Below are 17928 nucleotides of genomic sequence, written 5' to 3' on the forward strand. Positions count from 1 at the left end.
GGCCAGCCCCCGGACCCCCGGGGTATTTGGGCAACGAAGAAGGGCCGGAGGTTTCCCCGGCCCTTTTTGCTGCGCGTCTTGCGTTTGCTTGACGGATCCTTCCCCAGCAGCCTTACCCTTCAACCTTGGTGAAGTCGGCGATCTGCTGGCCTGCGGCGCGGATGCGGTGCAGCAGGTTCAGGCGGTTGCGGCGGACGATCTGGTTGTCGGTATTGACCTGCACGGTGTCGAAGAAGGCGTCGATGGGGGCGCGGAGGCCTGCGATGGCGGTCATGGCGGCGGGGAAATCCTCGGCCTTGATCGCGGCCTTGATCGCCGGTTCGGCGGTGTCGAGGGATGCGAAAAGGGCGCGTTCCTCGTCGGTTTCGGCGAATTTCACGTCGGCGCCGAAGCTGTATTCGACGCCGTCCTTTTCCTCGGCCTGGGCCAGGATATTGCCCGCGCGCTTGAGACCCTGGGTCAGGTTCCGCCCGTCATCCGTCTGCAGCATGGCGTTCAGTGCGGTCGCGCGGTTCACCACCAGCACGAGGTCGTCGTTACCGGGTTGCGCCAGCACGGCGTCGATGATGTCGTGGCGGATGCCTTGGTCGCGGAGATAGACCTTGAGGCGGTCGTGGAGGAAGGAGAGGAGGTCCAAAGATACTTTGTCATAATTGATGGTTGAACCATCGAAGAGGGGATTTTTTTCTGTCTCAAGGGATGTCGGACCAAGACGTTGTGTTGTCCACTCGTGAAGAGCATCAATACGCTTATCTAGATCTTTACTCCGAGTGCGAGGTAGGCTCTCGCCTCTTAGGAAAGCAGTCATCAGTTCGCTGCTAGCGGCTTCGTCAGTGCTTCGAACGGTTTCTGCATAATCAAGAACAAAGCGTTTGTAGGCTGCTTGCTCAGTGAAGCTGCGCAGCCTGATGGTCACTTTGCTTGCAAGAATAAGTCGAATTACCCCTAACGCCGCGCGCCGCAGCGCATAGGGATCCTTCGATCCTGTAGGCTTCTCATCAATCGCCCAGAACCCGGTCAGCGTGTCGATCTTGTCCGCGAGTGCCACCGCCACTGACACAGGCGCGGTCGGCACTGCATCCGACGGCCCAAGCGGCGAGTAGTGGTCGCGGGCAGCATTCGCCACGGCCTCATCCTCGCCAGCCGCAAGCGCGTAGTAGCGACCCATCGTGCCTTGCAGTTCGGGGAACTCGCCGACCATGGCACTGCGCAGGTCCAGTTTCGCAAGCTTCGCGGCCCGTTCGGCCTGATCCGCATCGGCGCCGACCAAGGGCGCGATCTCTCGGGCAAGGGCGGCGATGCGTTCGATGCGGTCCGCCTGCGAGCCCAGCTTGTTGTGGAAGGTGACCGACTTCAGGCCCTCGGCCCAGGCCTGCATCCCGGCCTTCGCCTCGCGCAGGTCGTTCTGCCAGAAGAACGCTGCGTCCGACAGCCGCGCCGCCAGCACCCGCTGGTTGCCAGCCAGGATCGTCGCACCGTCGTCGGGGGTCTCGATATTGGCGACGGTGACGAAGCCCTCGATCCGGCCGGTCCTGGGATTGCGGGCCGAGAAGAACTTCTGGTGTTCCTTCATCGAGGTCTGCAGCACCTCGGGCGGCAGGTCCAGGAAGCGTTCCTCGATCACGCCCATCAGGGGGACGGGCCATTCGACAAGGCCCGCGACCTCGGACAGCAGGGCGTCGTCGGGCACGATCTGCCAGCCGCGCGCGAAGGCGAGGTTTGCGGCGCCCTGGCGGATCGTCTCCTCTCGTTCGTGGCTGTCGAGGATGACATGGGCGCGGCGCAGCTTGGCGGCATAGTCATCGAAGCCCGTGACCGTGAAGGCGTCGGGGGACAGGAAGCGGTGGCCGCGCGTGCTGTTGCCGGCGGCGATGCCCTCGACCGTCAGGGGGACCACTGTGGCGCCGGATTCGTCGGAAAGCAGGCAGATGATGGAATGCAGCGGGCGGACCCAGCGGAGGCTGCCCGCGCCCCACCGCATCGACTTGGGCCAGGGAAAGTTGCGGATGGCGGCGTCCAGAACCTCTGCCACGATCTCGGCCGCGGGGCGGCCGGGCTTTTCAACAAGAACAAAGATAACAAACTGACCTTTGATTTTCTTAATCTCAAAGGGGACATCGCCGATAACCAGATCAGCACGAATTTCTCGACTGCCAATTCTAACTTTATGCTCAGCTTGCACAGTCCCATCATAGCCTTGTGCCTTTAGATACGAAGCAATTGAGGAAAGCGCATCGCGTTCTGCCAGCGAGCCATCAAGTTCGTCAGGAATTAAAACTGGCACTTTACTAGGATCAAGACTCAATGACCGCAGGAATCCTTCAACTGCCTTGAGCGGTGCGTCTGTGCGGGGGCCCTTGCGTTCCTCGCGCGTGGTGGGGCTGTGGGCGGTCAGCCCCTCGACCGTCAGGGCCAGGCGGCGGGGGGTGCTGAAGGCGCCCGCGCTGGCATAGGTCAGCCCGGCGTTCACCAGACCGTCGGTCACAAGCTTCTTCAGATCCTCGCGCGCGCGGGCCTGCATCCGGGCGGGGATTTCCTCGGAGAACAGTTCGATCAACAGGTCGGGCATCAGTCCATCACTCCGCGTTCCGGGGTCTTGTCGTTGTATTGGTGCCAGCCATAGACGCGGCCGTCGGGATAGATCGCCAGAACGCGGTCCACGTCGGGGCGGATCTCGGCCTGACCCAGGACGGCCTGGGCGGCGCCCGAGGCGAGGTCGGCGGTCAGTTGCCCGTGGTCGAAGCAGTCGAACCAGCCGGGTGCGCCAAGCGGTGTCGCACCGTCGAACGGCACGGGGTCAGCGGGCTGCTGGTCCACCACCGCGCAGGCCCGCCAGCGAAGCGGAGAGCTGTCGGCGTCGATGCCCTGGAAGTCGCGGACAGGCAAGGTGGCGGGGCCGCCGTCGGTCTGGACGGTGATCGTGTCGGCGGCGGGGATGCGGTCGTAGAAATGGTATTCCTGCAGATACCACATGCCCCCGCCCGCGATCACGCCGATGGCCAGCAGCCCGATGCCGACGATCTTGCCGTTCATGCTTGCGCGGCCTCGGTTGTGACGAACAGGTCGGCGCAGGCCTTCGCCAGGGCGCGGACCCGGCCGATATAGGCCTGGCGTTCCGTGACCGAGATCACGCCGCGCGCGTCCAGCAGGTTGAAGATGTGGCTGGCCTTGATCGCCTGGTCATATGCCGGATGCGCCATGGGGATGGTGCGGCCAGCGGCGTCCTCCGGATCGGCGGCGAGGATCCGGGCGCATTCGGCCTCGGCGTCCTTGAAGTGCTGGAACAGGGTGTCGGTGTCCGCCTGGTCGAAGTTCCAGCGGGAATATTCACGCTCGGTCTGGCGGAAGATGTCGCCATAGGTCAGCGGGATCGGCGCGTCGGGATCGTTGAAGGGCATGTCCATGACATGTTCCACCCCCAGCACATACATCGCCAGCCGTTCCAGGCCATAGGTCAGCTCGCCCGACACGGGGCGGCAGTCATGGCCGCCGACCTGCTGGAAATAGGTGAACTGGCTGACCTCCATCCCGTCGCACCAGACCTCCCATCCCAGGCCCCATGCGCCCAGGGTCGGGGATTCCCAATCGTCTTCCACGAAGCGCACGTCGTGGACCATGGGATCCAGGCCGATGGCGCGCAGGCTGCCCAGATACAGGTCCTGCAGGTTCGCGGGGCTTGGCTTGATGATGACCTGATACTGGTAATAGTGCTGCAGGCGGTTCGGGTTTTCGCCATAGCGCCCGTCGGTCGGGCGGCGCGAGGGCTGGACATAGGCCGCGGCCCAAGACCGGCCGCCCAAGGCGCGCAGCGTGGTCGCCGGGTGGAAGGTGCCCGCGCCCACCTCCATGTCGTAGGGCTGCAGGACGGCGCAGCCCTGGGTGGCCCAGTAGGTCTGCAACCGCAGGATGACGTCCTGGAAGCTGCGGGGTCGGTTTGGGCTGGTCATCGGGGCCGTCCTTTGCATAGATCAGCACATGCTTGCGCGCCTTCTAGGCGGGGCGGGGAACGGGGTCAATAAAGGCCGCAAGAACGGCCTGGACAGGGGGACGGGAATGCGGCGCTTGGCTTTCTTGGTGATGGCGGCAGGTCTGCCGGTTGGCGCTTTGGCGCAGGAGGCCGTCATCCGCATCGAGGCCAAGCGCGATGCCGAGGCATCCGAGGCCGCCGCCCGCTGGGCCAGCCAGTTCGACGAGGTGGTGACCTTTCCCCTGCCGGGCGGCTGGACGGCCATCGGGATCGGTCCCCTGTCGGCCGAGGAGGCTGCCGCGCAGATCGGGGCGCTGAAGGAAGCGCGCCGCATCCCGGCCGACAGTTTCGTCGCCGTGCCGGGCGATGATGTGGTGCTGACCCCTGTGGCCGGGGATGCGGCGACTGTCGCCGATGCACCCGCTGCCGCCGCGCCCCAAGCCGAGGCTGCCCAGCCTGCCAAGCCGCAGGCGGACCTGCCCGCGCCCGGGACCTATCTGCGGCTGCAATCGGTTCAGGCGCGGGCCGAGGCCGATGCCGCGCTGTCCGAATGGCGCAAGATTTTCCCCGAGGCTGGGCTGGCGGAACTGCCCAACGGCTGGTTCGGAGTCGTGCTGGGTCCGGTGGACCGCGCCGCCGCCGATGCTTGGCTGCGCGTCTTCAAGGACCGTCACTTGGTGCCCGGCGATGCCTTTGTGTCCGACGCCGGCGAACTGGGCGCTGTGGTCGAGGCCGGGAAGGCGCCGGATCTGCCCGCGCCACCTGCCGCGCCTGCCGAGATGCCGCCGCTGGACCAGGTGCAGCGGGCGCTGCGGTGGGCCGGCCATTACGACGGGGCGATCGACGGAAAGACGGGCCCCCGCACCCGCGACGCCATCCAGGCCGAGATCCTGGGCAGCCGCCGGTCCACCGATCCCGGCACTGCGATGCGCGACCTGATCGCCCGCCGCGATGCATGGCGGTCCGAGATGGGGCTGACCACGCTGGGCGACCGGGCGACGGGTCTGTCGGTCATCGCGCCAATGGACCGGCTGGCCTTCGACCGGACCGAACGGGCGCTGTCGATCTATGGCCCCAGGGACGGGTCGGGCGCGGCGCTGATCCTGTTCAGCCAGCCCGGGGGGCAGCAGGAACTGCTGGATCTGTCGGGCCTTGTCACGGCCCTTGGCTGGGTGCCGCAGCCGGTGCGCGACATCAAGCCCGGTCATGTCCTGCTGGAAGGCGCGAACGAGGCCCATATCGGCCGCGCCGAAGGCTGGGTCCGCGACGGCCGGGCCGAAGGGTTCGTGCTGATCTGGCCTGCGGCGGATGCGGAAGGTCAGGCGCGAATCGCGGCGGAAATGTCGGACAGTTTCGCGCGTCAGGGGCCGGCTGCGAATGACAGGGCAGCGACTGAACCAGCGACGCCCGTAGCAGAAGCGCAGTGAAACGAAGGGCGAGCAAGGCCGCATGGCTTGCCGTGGTCCTGCTCATGGTCTTCGTGGCAGTTGTGGCCTGGCCACCCGCAGCTACGCGCACGGATATTGCCGCCCTGTCGGAAGAACGGCTTGTGACTCTGGAGGGCGTCGTTCCGGCTGTCTCGCTTTTGTCTGTCGCAGACTACGACTTCATCTGCCTGCTGGGGCCGTATGATGAGGTCGCCATGCAATCTTCCGACAACACGACGCCGACCGGGCTTCGGCTTGATCTGCTCGCCCCATTGTTCCCGATAGACGACTCTGAATTTCATATCGTCGGGCTGACTGCGACCAATGCCGATTTCAACACCTATGATCGCCGCGGCATGGATGTCTTGTCCGGGTTTGCCGATCTGGATCAGACTGCGCGCCATGTTCGCGACAACCGCACCCTTTGCGGGCGAACGGCGGATGTCAGTTTTTATGTTCTGCCACAGGGAAATCATCGGGCGGTGGGGATCGGACTGATCGAGACGCGCATTTCCCCCTCGTGATGCTAACCCCGCCAGAAGCGCGGCAGCAGCAGGACCAGCACCGATACCAGTTCCAGCCGGCCCAGATACATCCCCAGCGTCATCAGCCACTTGGCCGCGTCGGGGAATTCGGCGATGGATCCGTTCGCCGTGATCTCGGGACCCCAGACGGGGCCGATATTGGCAATGGCGGTCCAGGCGCCGGTCAGCGCGGTGCGGGGATGCAGCCCGGTCAGCGACAGGCCCACGATCAGCAGCCCGAAGGTCAGCATGAACAGCGTGAAGAAGGCCATGACGGAATCGATCACGTCCTGATCCAGCGGGCGGCCTTCATAGCGCAGGGCATAGACGCGGTGGGGCGAATGCATCCGCCGCAACTGCGCGCGCACCGCCTGGAACAGCACCAGGTATCGGAACACCTTGACCGAGCAGCCCGTGGATCCGGTGCAGCCGCCGATAAGACCGCAGATGATCAGCACCGCCAAGGGCAGGTGGCCCCATTCCATCACATTGGTCGAAGAAAAGCCCGTGCCCGAAAAGGTCGAGATCACGTTGAAGACGGTTTCGCGAGCAATCTCGGCAAGGCTGCCCTGATGCTGCAGGAAGACGATCCGATAGATCAGGATGATCACGCAGGCATAGCTGATCCACCGCAGATAGGCCCGGATCTGCGTGTCTTGCCAGATCGGTGTGAACTGCCCGTGCAGCGCCTGCACCATGCGAATGAACGGGATCGAGGCCAGGATCATGAAAAACGACGCCGCCCATTCCAACGGCCCCAGGAAGGCCCCGAAGCTGGCGTCGTAGTTCGAGAAACCGCCGGTCGAGACCGTGCCGAAGGCCTGCACAATGGCGTCGAAGCCGTTCATCCCCAGCAGCAGATAGGTGATCGTGCAGAACCCCGTCAGCATGATGTAGATGCGGGTCATCTCGGCCGCGATCTCTCCGGCACGGGGCATGATCTTGCCCAGCGTGTCAAAGCCCTCGGACCGGAAGAACTGCATCCCGCCCACCTTCATGATCGGCAGGAAGACCATGGCGACCACGACGATCCCCAGGCCGCCGATCCAGTGCAGGATCGCGCGCCACAGATGCGTGCCGCGCGGCAGGTCGTCCAGTTCGGGGAATGCGGTGGTTCCGGTTGTCGTGACCCCCGACATGGCCTCGAAATAGGCGTCCACAAAGGGGGCATCGGGCTGGCCCAGCATGAAGGGCAAGGCGCCGAAGACCGGCAGCACCGCCCACAGCCCCGAGGTCAGCAGGAAGGCCTGCTGGATCGACAGGCTGCGGTAATCGCCCCAGGTCGCCACCGACACCAAGGTTCCTGCGACAACCGTCAGCGCGGCACATTGCAGAAAGACCACCCAATGCGGATCGCCATGCCACCAGTCCACCAGCATGGGCGCCAGCATCGAGGCCCCCAGGGTCACGATGATCTTGCCGATCGGATGGGCCACGGGGCGCAGGTCTGTCATGCCGATTGCTTGCCCGGCGCTGTCGCGGGCGTCAAGCGCCCTGCAAGGCCGGGGCCAGGGCTGCGGCTAGCTGTTCGGATCCTGATACACGCCGGTTTCCTTCAGCGTGTCCATGACCTCGCGCGGCATGTAGGTCTCGTCGTGCTTGGCCAGCAGGTCGCGCGCCTCGAACCGGCCGTCGCGGAAATAGCCCTTGGCGATGGTGCCCTGGCCTTCGGTAAACAGGTCCGGGCGCGGGTCGCGGCCAACATAGCTGACAGGGATTTCCGCCGCGCCGTCGGTGATGACGAAGTCGAATTCGACCCCGTCGCGGTTCACGATGGACCCGTCCTTCACCAGGCCGCCAAGCTGGAAATACTCGTCCGGGTCGGGGGCGGCCTGGGTCACCTGGGTGGGCGAGCGATACAGGTTGATGCCGTCGCGGAAGCCGTATCCGATCAGCACGGCCGCGATCAGCAGCGCGACGGTCGCGGCAACGATGACCTGGATGCGGCGGCGTTTCTTCAGGGATTTCATGCCAGCCATGGACTTGACCTCATGCTGCCTCGAAATGGATGGGACGGCGCAGGAACTGCGTGGCCTTGCCGGAGACCCGGACCGGATCGCCCGTGGTCAGGTTCTTGGATTCGGTGCCCGAGCCCAAGAATTCCGGCCTGCGCTGCAGATAGTCGGCCAGGCTTTCCGCGACCAGTCCCGCCTGGCTGAAAACCTTGACATCGGGGCCAAGCGCCTTCTGGAACGCGGCTTCCACCAGCGGATAATGCGTGCAGCCCAAGACCGCGGCTTCGGGATAAGGCATCCGGCGCAGCAGCGCCTCGACATGGGACGCCACAAGCGCCTCGGCCAGGATCTCGTCGCCCATCTCGATGGCATCGACCACGCCGCCGCAGGGCTGGGCCTCGACATCGACGCCCACGGCGCGGAAGGCCAGTTCCCGCTGGAAGGCGCGGCTGGCGACGGTTGCCGGGGTGGCGAACAGCGCCACATGCTTGACCGCGACCTCGCGCGGCGGCGAATTGTCGCCCCAGCGGCGTTCGGTCAGCGCCTCGATCATCGGCACGAAGACACCCAGAACGCGCTTGTCGGCGGGCAGCCAGGTTTCCTGCATCCGCTTCAGCGCGGCGGCGGACGCGGTGTTGCAGGCCAGGATCACCAAGTCGCAGCCTTCCTGCCACAACCGTTCGACGCCCGCGCAGGTCAGGTTGAAGATGTCCTCGGCCGTGCGGGTGCCATAGGGGGTGTGGGCGTTGTCGCCCAGATAGACCAGCGGCAGGTCGGGCAGGCGGGCGGCGATGGCCTGATGGACCGTCAGCCCGCCCAGCCCCGAATCGAAAACGCCTACTGCCATGGTCCGTCACTCCTGCCTGTCGCGAGGCGCCTTTCTAGGGCGCATCGCGGTTCTTGGGAATGACATAGATCAGGCGGCCATCAAAAGGTCGTCATTCGGCCGCCTGCTGCAGGGGTGCCTGGCCGCTGCGGAGTTGCGACAGCAGTTCGCTGCGCCGCGCCGCCGCCGCGGCCTCGGCCTGTGCCTTGACCGGGCCGAAGCCTCGCACCGTCAGGGGCAGTTCCGCCAGTTCGAGGGCGACAGGCATGGTGGCGTCGGTGACATTGGCCAGAACCTCGCGCATGTCGGCCTCGTATTCGCGGATGGCGGCGCGTTCGCGACGGCGTTCAGCGGCATAGCCGAAGGGATCGAAGGGCGTGCCGCGAAGGAACTTCAGCCGCGCCAGCAGCTTGAAGCTGCGCAGCATCCATTCGCCGTATTCCTGTTTCTTCGGTCGGCCGTCGGCCCCCGCTTTGGACAGCATCGGCGGGGCCATGTGCAGGGTCAGCTTCGTATCGCCGTCCCATTGCAGGGCAACCTGTTCTGCGGTGGACAGATGCAGCCGGGCGACCTCGTATTCGTCCTTGTAGGCCAGCAGCTTGTAGTAACCGCGCGCAACGCTTTCCCGCAGGGGTGCGGGGGCCGCGTCCACCAGCTTGCGGAAACGCTTCGCCAGCCGCTTGTTCTGATAGCCCACCAGCCGCGCCTCGCGATAGGCGACGGGATCGGGGGGCAGTTGCGTAACCGGGGCGGGCTTGCGGGTCTGGTCGGGGAAGGCCATGGCCCAGCGTCCGATCTGGAAGGCCCGCTGGTTTTCCGCCACCTTGGCGCCGTTCAACTCGATCGCCTGCATGATCGCGTCCAGCGACAGGGGGATCAGCCCCTGCTGCCAAGCCGCGCCCAGCACCAGCATGTTCGAATAGATCGAATCGCCCAGCAACCGCAGCGCCAAGTCATTGGCGTCGAAGAAGGCCACGCGGTCGCGCAGCCGCGCCTGAAGCGATACCTTCAACTGGTCCGAGGGCACGCGGAAATCACGCAGGCGGGTGAAGTCGCCGGTGATGATCTCGTGATCATTGACCACCGCGCCGGTGCGGTTCGTGGTCATCAGCCCGATGGTCTTGGCGCCTGCGGTCACGACCAGATCGCCGCCGATGATGCAGTCTGCCTCGCCCACGGCGACGCGGATGGCGCTGATGTCCTCGGGGCGGTTGGCCAGGCGCAGGTGGATATGGACCGCGCCGCCCTTCTGGGCCAGTCCTGCCATCTCCATCATGCCGGCGCCCTTGCCGTCGATATGGGCAGCCTGGGCCAGCACCGCGCCGATGGTCACGACCCCGGTGCCGCCGACGCCGGTGATGACGACGTTATGGGTGCCGGTGATCGCGGGCAGGGCCGGGCTTGGCAGGTCGGGGATCTCGAAGGCCTCGGCCTTGGGCTTCCTCAGCTTGCCGCCTTCCACCGTGACGAAGCTGGGGCAGAAACCCTTGAGGCAGGAGAAATCCTTGTTGCAGGACGACTGGTCGATCTGGCGCTTGCGGCCCAGTTCGGTGTCCAAGGGCACGATCGACACGCAGTTCGACTGGATGCCGCAATCGCCGCAGCCTTCGCAGACATCGGGGTTGATCCAGACGCGGCGGTCGGGATCGGGAAACTGGCCCTTCTTGCGGCGGCGGCGTTTCTCGGCGGCGCAGGTCTGGATATAGAGGATCGCGCTGACGCCCTCGGTCTGCGCAAGATCGCGCTGCACCGCCATCAGTTCGGCCCGTTCCTCGAAGCGAAGGCCAGCCGGGAATTGCTTGCGGTCGATGTCTTCCTTTTCGTCATAGACGACGACCAGGGACTTTACGCCCATCGCCACCAGTTCCTCGGCGATCTGGGGGGCGGTCAGGCCGCCTTCGTTGGGCTGCCCCCCGGTCATGGCGACCGCGTCGTTGAACAGGATCTTGTAGGTGATCGTGGTGCCCGCCGCGATGGCCGCGCGGATCGCCAGCGAGCCCGAATGGTTGTAGGTGCCGTCGCCCAGGTTCTGGAAGACGTGCTTGGTCTTGCTGAAAGGCGCCTCGCCCACCCAGTTCACGCCCTCGCCACCCATATGGGTGAAGCCGGTGGTTTCCCGATCCATCCACTGCACCATGTAATGGCAGCCGATCCCGGCATAGGCGCGGCTTCCCTCGGGCAGGCGGGTCGAGCTGTTATGCGGGCAACCCGAGCAGAACCAGGGGGTCCGGGTCGCGATTTCCGGCGCGTTGTCGGCGCGGCGAACCTCGGCCAGGCGCGACAGGCCCGCCTTGATGTGGTCAGTGCCGCGGCCTTCCTCGATCAGGATCTCGCCGATCTTCTGGGCGATCATCACGGGGTCAAGGGCATAGCGGGTGGGGAACAGTTCCGCGCCGGTGCGGTCGTGCTTCCAGCCATGGACGCGGCGGCCGTGGCGGTTGTCGAAGATCGCCTCCTTCAGCTGCACCTCGATCAGCTTGCGCTTTTCCTCGACGCAGACGATCAGTTCAAGGTTTTCGGACCATTCCTGGAATGACTTCATGTCCAGGGGCCAGGTCTGGCCGACCTTGTAGGTGGACAGGCCCAACCGCTCGGCCTCGGATTCGTCAATGCCTAGCAGGGACAGTGCATGGACCAGATCCAGCCAGTTCTTGCCCGCCGCGACAAAGCCGATCTTGGCGCCGGGCTTGCCCCAGACCTTGTGGTCGATCTTGTTGGCGCGCGAAAACGCCTCGGCCGCCCAGCGTTTATAGTCGATCATCCGCGCTTCGGACGCGACGGGCGTGTCGTGCAGGCGGATGTTCAGCCCGCCTTCGGGCATCTGGAAATCGGGCGCGACGAAGGACAGCCGGAACGGATCGCCGTTCACGACCGAGGTCGCCTCGACCGTGTCCTTCATGGTCTTGAGGCCGGTCCAGACGCCCGCGAAACGCGACAGGGCAAAGGCATAAAGGCCGTAATCCAGGATCTCCTGCACGCCCGCGGGCGACAGCACAGGGATATAGCGGTCGATCATCGCCCAGTCCGACTGGTGCAGCACCGAACTGCTTTCGCCGGTATGGTCGTCGCCCATGGCCATGACCACGCCGCCGTGCTTCGACGTGCCCGCCATGTTGGCATGGCGCATCACGTCGCCAGAACGGTCGACGCCTGGCCCCTTGCCATACCACAGCGCGAAGACGCCGTCGTATTTGCCTTCGCCGCGCAACTCGGCCTGCTGGCTGCCCCAGATGGCGGTGGCGGCCAGATCCTCGTTCAGGCCTGGCTGGAACAGGATGTTGGATGCCGACAGGCGCTTGCCTTCGCGCATCATCTGCAGGTCGACGCCCCCCAAGGGCGAGCCGCGATAGCCGGTCACAAGCCCCGCCGTATCCAGCCCCGCCGCCTTGTCGCGCGCCGCCTGCATCAGCATCAGCCGGACCAGGGCCTGGGTGCCGTTCAGAAGCACCTGCGGCTTGGTCAGATCGAAACGGTCGGCTAGCGAAAATTCCTGCTTGCTCATCTGGCGTCTCCTCCACCCTTGCCCTGCAGTATAGGTCAGGTTTGCTGACCGAAGAAGGAAAATATTCGTGCGTGGCTTTTACTTGCCGGGGCAGGGCATTCGGGTTAGGTCTGCAAAAATTGCATGGCAGTCACGGCAGGATTGTAACAGCATGGACTGGGACAAGCTTCGAATCTTTCACGCCGTTGCCGATGCGGGCAGCCTGACCCATGCCGGCGATACGCTGCACCTGTCGCAATCCGCCGTCAGCCGGCAGATCCGCGCGCTCGAGGAGTCGCTGGGCACCACGCTGTTCCACCGCCACGCCCGCGGCCTGATTCTGACCGAACAGGGCGAATTGCTGTTCGAGGCCACATCCTCCATGGCCCGCAAGCTGGACACGGCATCCGCCCGCATCCGCGACAGCGAGGAGCATGTCTTCGGCGAGCTGAAGGTCACGGCCACTGTGGGCTTCGGCACCCTGTGGCTGGCCCCGAAGCTGGTGAAGCTTTATGAAAAATACCCCGATCTGAAGATCGACCTGATGCTGGAGGAACGCGTGCTGGACCTGCCCATGCGCGAAGCCGACGTGGCGATCCGCATGAAGGAACCCAGCCAGTCCGACCTGATCCGGCGCCGCCTTCTCAGCGTCAGGATGCGGCTTTATGCGACGCAGGAATATCTGGACAAGGCGGGTGTGCCGGAAACCATGGCCGACCTGTCGCCCTATCGCCTGATCTGCCAGCGTCCCGACCAGCCGCAGGTCGCGGCAGGCGCGCGGCTGGTGCAGGAAATCATGGCCCAGAACATCGGATCCACCCTGACGGTGAACAACTATTTCGGCGTTCTTCAGGCGGTGCTGGCGAACCTGGGGATCGGCGTGTTGCCCGATTACCTGACCGCCGATCACAAGCGCCTGGTCCGCGTCCTGCCCAATATCGAATCCGGCGAGGTGCCGGTGTTCCTGGCCTATCCCGAGGAATTGCGCCAAACCCGCCGCGTCGCGGTGTTCCGCGATTTCGTGCTGGAGGAAATCCAGGCATTTCGCCGCAGGCAAAGCGAGGCCCTGCTGCAAGAGGCAGTCGGCAGCGACTAAAGTCGCAGTCAAACCGGGAAATCTGCAACTTTCGCGTGTAGCCATTCCGCAACTGCATGGCGGGTATGCTGCAACTGCGGCAGCACGGGTCTTGAACCGTTAACAACCTGCCCATAAATCAAGCGTCGAAGGCGATGGTCAGCGTAATCGCGCATCACCTTCTACCTCCCTGTTGGACTTAGGCCGGGCCTTGTGCCCGGCTTTTTTTTGTCCCTGTCCGGGCGGGTGGCGGTGCGGGCCTTCCCATATGCGGCATCTGGCCATAAAAGGCGCCCTGATCCACCCCGGCAGGAAGGCACCACGATGCAGGAACCGACGATCACCCCCGACCTGATCGCCGCGCACGGGCTGAAGCCCGACGAATACGACCGCATCCTGGACATCATCGGCCGAGAGCCGACCTTTACCGAACTGGGCATCTTCAGCGCCATGTGGAACGAACATTGTTCCTACAAGTCATCCAAGAAATGGCTGCGCACGCTGCCCACGACCGGCCCCCAAGTGATCTGCGGCCCCGGCGAGAATGCGGGCGTGGTGGACATCGGCGACGGCCAGGCCGTGGTCTTCAAGATGGAAAGCCACAACCACCCCAGCTATATCGAGCCGCACCAAGGCGCCGCGACGGGCGTGGGCGGCATCCTGCGCGACGTCTTCACCATGGGCGCGCGTCCGATCGCCGCAATGGACGCGCTGTCCTTCGGGCGTCCCGAACATCCCAAGACCCCGCATCTGGTCAAGGGCGTGGTGGAAGGCATCGGCGCCTATGGCAATGCCTTCGGTGTGCCGAATGTCGGCGGCGAAGTGCGCTTCCACCGCAGCTATGACGGCAACTGCCTGGTCAACGCCTTTGCGGCTGGCCTGGCCGATGCGGACAAGATCTTCTATTCCGCCGCTTCGGGCATCGGGATGCCGGTGGTCTATCTGGGCGCCAAGACCGGTCGCGACGGCGTGGGCGGTGCGACCATGGCCAGCGCCGAGTTCGACGACACGATCGAGGAAAAGCGCCCGACCGTGCAGGTGGGCGATCCCTTCACCGAGAAGTGCCTGCTGGAAGCCTGCCTCGAGCTGATGCAGACGGATTCCGTAATTTCCATCCAGGACATGGGCGCGGCTGGCCTGACCTGTTCCGCCGTGGAAATGGGCGACAAGGGCGGACTGGGCATCAAGCTGATCCTGGACAACGTGCCCCAACGCGAAACCGGCATGACGGCATACGAGATGATGCTGTCGGAAAGCCAGGAACGGATGCTGATGGTCCTCAAGCCCGAGAAGGAGGCCGAGGCCCGCGCCATCTTCGAGAAATGGGATCTGGACTTCGCCATCGTGGGCGAGACGATCGCCGAGGACCGCTTCCTGATCCTGCACGGCAATCAGGTCAAGGCCGACCTGCCGCTGTCGAAGCTGTCCTCATCCGCGCCGGAATACGACCGCCCCTGGGTGGAAACGCCTGCCGCCGGGGCCATGCCCCACCTGCCTGCGATCACGCCCATAAAGGCGCTGCGGGCGCTGATCGGCAGCCCGTCCTATGCGCACAAGGGCTGGGTCTGGGAACAGTATGACACCCAGGTCGGCGCCGACACGATCCGCCGCCCCGGCATGGGCGCGGGCGTGGTCCGCGTTCACGGCACCAACAAGGCGCTTGCTTTCACCAGCGACGTGACGCCGCGCTATGTCAAGGCCAACCCCTTCGAGGGCGGTAAGCAGGCCGTGGCCGAGGCTTATCGCAACCTGTCTGCCGTTGGCGCGGTGCCGCTGGCCACTACCGACAACCTGAACTTCGGCAATCCCGAAAAGCCCGAGATCATGGGCCAGTTCGTAGGCAGCATCAAAGGCATCGGAGAAGCCTGCAAGGCGCTGGACTTCCCCATCGTGTCGGGGAACGTGTCGCTGTATAACGAAACCGACGGCAAGGGCATCCTGCCCACGCCCACCATCGGCGGAGTGGGCCTGATCGACGACCTGTCGAACCTGATCGCGGGCCTGCCAGGCGAAGGCGACGTGGCTGTCGTCATCGGCCGCACGCAGGGCCACCTGGGCCAGTCCGCCCTTGCTGCCGAGGCCTTCGGGATCGAGGAGGGCGACGCCCCCCATGTCGATCTGGCGGCCGAGCGCAAGCATGGCGAGTTCCTGCGCGCCAACCGTGCCCACGTGAAGTCCGCCACCGACCTGTCAGACGGCGGCCTTGCCCTTTCCGCCTTCGAGATGGCCGAGGCCGCGGGCATCGGCATCCGCCTGGACAGCGGCGACATCGCGCAACTGTTCGGCGAAGATCAGGCCCGCTATCTGGTCGCCTGCGACGCCGCCGGGGCCCAGGCGCTGCTGAAGGCGGCCGATGCTGCGGGCGTGCCTGCCGCACAGGTCGGCGTCTTTGGCGGATTGGCGGTGCAGATGGGCGACGACGCGGGCGATCTGGCGGAACTGTCGCAGCTTTACCGCACCGCCTTTGCCCGCGCGATCCGGGGCGACATGCCCGACCACGCATGACGGTCAAGGCGCCCTCGGGCTATGCCGCCATCATCACCGGCGCCGGCCGCGGCACCCGCGCGGGCGGTGAGCCGAAGCAGTGGCGCGACCTTCGTGGGCGCAGTGTCCTTGCGCGGTCGCTTGACGCCTTCGCGGGCTTTGACCGCGTGGTGCTGGTGGTCCATCCCGACGATATGGCCCGCGCAATCCGCGACTTCGCGGGCGGGGTGACCATCGTCACCGGGGGCGAGACACGCGCGGCCAGCGTCATGGCGGGGCTTCAGGCCTTGGACGGGCAGGCGAGCCACGTCCTGATCCACGATGGCGCGCGGCCCCTGGTCAGCGATGCGGTGATCCAGGGCGTGATCGACGCGCTGCAAGGCGGCGCACAGGCCGCCGCCCCGGCATTGCCGGTCAGCGACGCCTTGTGGAACGGCGCAGAAGGCGCGGTCACCGGCACGACCTCTCGTGCAGGTTTGTTCCGCGCGCAAACCCCGCAGGGTTTCACCCTGGACCAAATATCCAATGCGCACCGCCTGCACCCGGACGACGCTGCCGACGACGTGGAACTGGCCCTCAAGGCCGGGATCCCCGTTGCGATCACCCCGGGGTCCGAGGACAATCTGAAGATCACCTTTCCCGCCGATTTCGCGCGGGCCGAACGGATACTGGGGACCGCGATGGATATTCGCCTTGGCAATGGCTATGACGTTCACGCCTTCGGGCCGGGCGACCATGTCTGGCTCTGCGGCGTGCAGATCGCGCATGAAGCCGGGCTTGTCGGCCATTCCGACGCGGATGTGGGAATGCACGCGCTGACAGACGCGATCTATGGCGCGCTGGCCGAAGGCGATATCGGCCGCCATTTTCCCCCCTCGGACCCGCAATGGAAGGGCGCCGACAGCGCGATCTTCCTGGCGCATGCGGCGGACCTGGCCCGCGAACGGGGCTTCACCTTCGGCAATGCCGATGTCACCCTGATCTGCGAGGCCCCCAAGATCGGCCCCCACGCGGTCGCCATGCAGGCCCGCCTGGCCCAGATCATGGATGTTGACCCAAGCCGTATCAGCGTCAAGGCCACGACCTCGGAACGGTTGGGCTTCACCGGCCGGCGCGAGGGCATCGCGGCCATCGCCACCGCAGCTTTGATCAGGGCGTGAACATGGACCGTCTTTTGGCGACCTGGTTCTATTCGGGCCTCTTGCGCCCCGCGCCCGGCACATGGGGATCGGCCGTCGCCGTCGCGATGGGGCTGGTCCTGCACAGGATCGGGCATTTCCCGCTGCTGGCCCTGGCGACCGGGCTGGTGATCGTCCTGGGGTTCTGGGTCGTGCCGCGCTATACCGCCGGCATGGCCGATCCCGACCGCAGCGAGATCGTCATAGACGAGGTCGCGGGACAATGGCTGGCGCTGATGGCGCCGTCCTTCGGCTTCTGGCACGCTGGCCTGCCGGCCGACAGCTTTCCTTATCCGGGCTGGGTCGCGGCCTTCCTGTTCTTCCGGCTGTTCGACATCTGGAAGCCCTGGCTGGTGGGCCGCGCCGACCGACGCCATGATCCGGCAGGGGTGATGCTGGACGACCTTTGGGCCGGGATTTTTGCAGCCATGGCGACGATGGTCGCGGCGGGCTTAGCGCATGGAGTGCTGATGTGACCCTTGCCGCCGAGATTCTCGACGCCGCCCGCGCCCGCGGCGTAATGATCGCCACCGCCGAAAGCTGCACCGGCGGGCTGATCGCGGGCGCCCTGACCGAGGTGCCGGGATCCTCGGACGCCGTGGACCGCGGCTTCGTCACCTATTCCAACGCCGCCAAGCAGCAGATGCTGGGCGTGCGCGCCCAGACGCTGGAAGCCCACGGCGCCGTCAGCGAACAGGTCGCGGCGGAAATGGCCGCGGGCGCGTTGCGCCTGTCCCAGGCGGGCATCGCCGTGTCCGTCACCGGCATCGCTGGCCCCGGCGGGTCCGAACACAAGCCCGAGGGCCGCGTCTGCTTCGGCGTCGCCCAGCCCTTCGGCACGCATACCGAAACGGTCGAGTTCGGCGCCATCGGTCGCCGCCAGGTGCGCGAGGCAACCGTGGACCACGCCCTTCGGATGCTGCTGGACGCGCTGCGCGTCTAGCAACGCACGCAGGGTTAACAGCCCCTTAACGCAGGCCCGCCACCCTTCTGCCTTATTTGCAGGACGGG

General features: G+C 65.6%; 14 protein-coding genes. 7 read left to right on the forward strand and 7 right to left on the reverse strand.

The window, feature by feature from the left end; genetic code table 11:
* Nucleotides 1-112: 112 nt before the first annotated feature.
* From glyS to IE224_RS07815, 3 genes are read right to left on the reverse strand one after another with little or no spacing between them, the layout of a single operon-like run.
* The gene (gene glyS / locus IE224_RS07800) at nt 113-2569 is read right to left on the reverse strand and encodes a glycine--tRNA ligase subunit beta (RefSeq protein WP_229849292.1); all 2457 of its coding nucleotides are present in this window, start codon (nt 2567-2569) and stop codon (nt 113-115) included.
* On the reverse strand, nt 2569-3033 hold the full coding sequence (locus IE224_RS07810; RefSeq protein ID WP_191309263.1) for a DUF6446 family protein: 465 nt from the start codon (nt 3031-3033) through the stop codon (nt 2569-2571). The genes glyS and IE224_RS07810 overlap by 1 nt, the downstream gene beginning before the upstream one ends.
* On the reverse strand, nt 3030-3947 hold the full coding sequence (locus tag IE224_RS07815; protein ID WP_191309265.1) for a glycine--tRNA ligase subunit alpha: 918 nt from the start codon (nt 3945-3947) through the stop codon (nt 3030-3032). The genes IE224_RS07810 and IE224_RS07815 overlap by 4 nt, the downstream gene beginning before the upstream one ends.
* A gap of 106 nt (nt 3948-4053) precedes the next feature.
* Between IE224_RS07815 and IE224_RS07820 the strand changes: the two genes are divergently transcribed.
* The gene (locus IE224_RS07820) at nt 4054-5394 is read left to right on the forward strand and encodes a peptidoglycan-binding domain-containing protein (protein ID WP_191309267.1); all 1341 of its coding nucleotides are present in this window, start codon (nt 4054-4056) and stop codon (nt 5392-5394) included.
* 32 nt (nt 5395-5426) lie between these two features.
* Nucleotides 5427-5918: a hypothetical protein gene (locus IE224_RS07825; RefSeq protein WP_191309269.1), complete on the forward strand. Its 492-nt coding sequence runs from the start codon at nt 5427-5429 to the stop codon at nt 5916-5918.
* Between the two features lie 2 nt (nt 5919-5920).
* Here the strand turns inward: IE224_RS07825 and IE224_RS07830 are convergent, their stop codons facing one another.
* From IE224_RS07830 to IE224_RS07845, 4 genes are all read right to left on the reverse strand, one after another.
* Nucleotides 5921-7372, reverse strand: a complete 1452-nt coding sequence (locus tag IE224_RS07830; RefSeq protein WP_191309271.1) for a TrkH family potassium uptake protein — start codon at nt 7370-7372, stop codon at nt 5921-5923.
* Nucleotides 7373-7438: 66 nt separating this feature from the next.
* Nucleotides 7439-7888: a cytochrome c maturation protein CcmE gene (gene ccmE, locus IE224_RS07835; protein WP_167623470.1), complete on the reverse strand. Its 450-nt coding sequence runs from the start codon at nt 7886-7888 to the stop codon at nt 7439-7441.
* A gap of 19 nt (nt 7889-7907) precedes the next feature.
* Complete coding sequence (locus tag IE224_RS07840) at nt 7908-8720, reverse strand: glutamate racemase (RefSeq protein ID WP_167622562.1); 813 nt, start codon at nt 8718-8720, stop codon at nt 7908-7910.
* A 91-nt stretch (nt 8721-8811) separates the two neighbouring features.
* Nucleotides 8812-12201: an indolepyruvate ferredoxin oxidoreductase family protein gene (locus IE224_RS07845; protein ID WP_191309273.1), complete on the reverse strand. Its 3390-nt coding sequence runs from the start codon at nt 12199-12201 to the stop codon at nt 8812-8814.
* Nucleotides 12202-12352: 151 nt separating this feature from the next.
* On the opposite strand from IE224_RS07845, the gene IE224_RS07850 reads away from it, so the two are divergent.
* The 5 genes from IE224_RS07850 to IE224_RS07870 all read left to right on the forward strand — a co-directional run bounded on the left by IE224_RS07850 (nt 12353) and on the right by IE224_RS07870 (nt 17860).
* The gene (locus IE224_RS07850; RefSeq protein ID WP_167622560.1) at nt 12353-13276 is read left to right on the forward strand and encodes a LysR family transcriptional regulator; all 924 of its coding nucleotides are present in this window, start codon (nt 12353-12355) and stop codon (nt 13274-13276) included.
* Nucleotides 13277-13579: 303 nt separating this feature from the next.
* Nucleotides 13580-15760: a phosphoribosylformylglycinamidine synthase subunit PurL gene (gene purL / locus IE224_RS07855; protein WP_191309275.1), complete on the forward strand. Its 2181-nt coding sequence runs from the start codon at nt 13580-13582 to the stop codon at nt 15758-15760.
* Nucleotides 15757-16899, forward strand: a complete 1143-nt coding sequence (locus IE224_RS07860; RefSeq protein WP_191309277.1) for a bifunctional 2-C-methyl-D-erythritol 4-phosphate cytidylyltransferase/2-C-methyl-D-erythritol 2,4-cyclodiphosphate synthase — start codon at nt 15757-15759, stop codon at nt 16897-16899. The genes purL and IE224_RS07860 overlap by 4 nt, the downstream gene beginning before the upstream one ends.
* Nucleotides 16896-17393, forward strand: a complete 498-nt coding sequence (locus tag IE224_RS07865; protein WP_373305525.1) for a phosphatidylglycerophosphatase A family protein — start codon at nt 16896-16898, stop codon at nt 17391-17393. Before IE224_RS07860 ends, IE224_RS07865 begins: the two co-directional genes overlap by 4 nt.
* The gene (locus IE224_RS07870; RefSeq protein WP_167622556.1) at nt 17390-17860 is read left to right on the forward strand and encodes a CinA family protein; all 471 of its coding nucleotides are present in this window, start codon (nt 17390-17392) and stop codon (nt 17858-17860) included. Before IE224_RS07865 ends, IE224_RS07870 begins: the two co-directional genes overlap by 4 nt.
* Nucleotides 17861-17928: the final 68 nt, after the last annotated feature.

Origin of the sequence: Paracoccus aerius (assembly GCF_014656455.1) — a bacterium.
Lineage (GTDB): Bacteria > Pseudomonadota > Alphaproteobacteria > Rhodobacterales > Rhodobacteraceae > Paracoccus > Paracoccus aerius.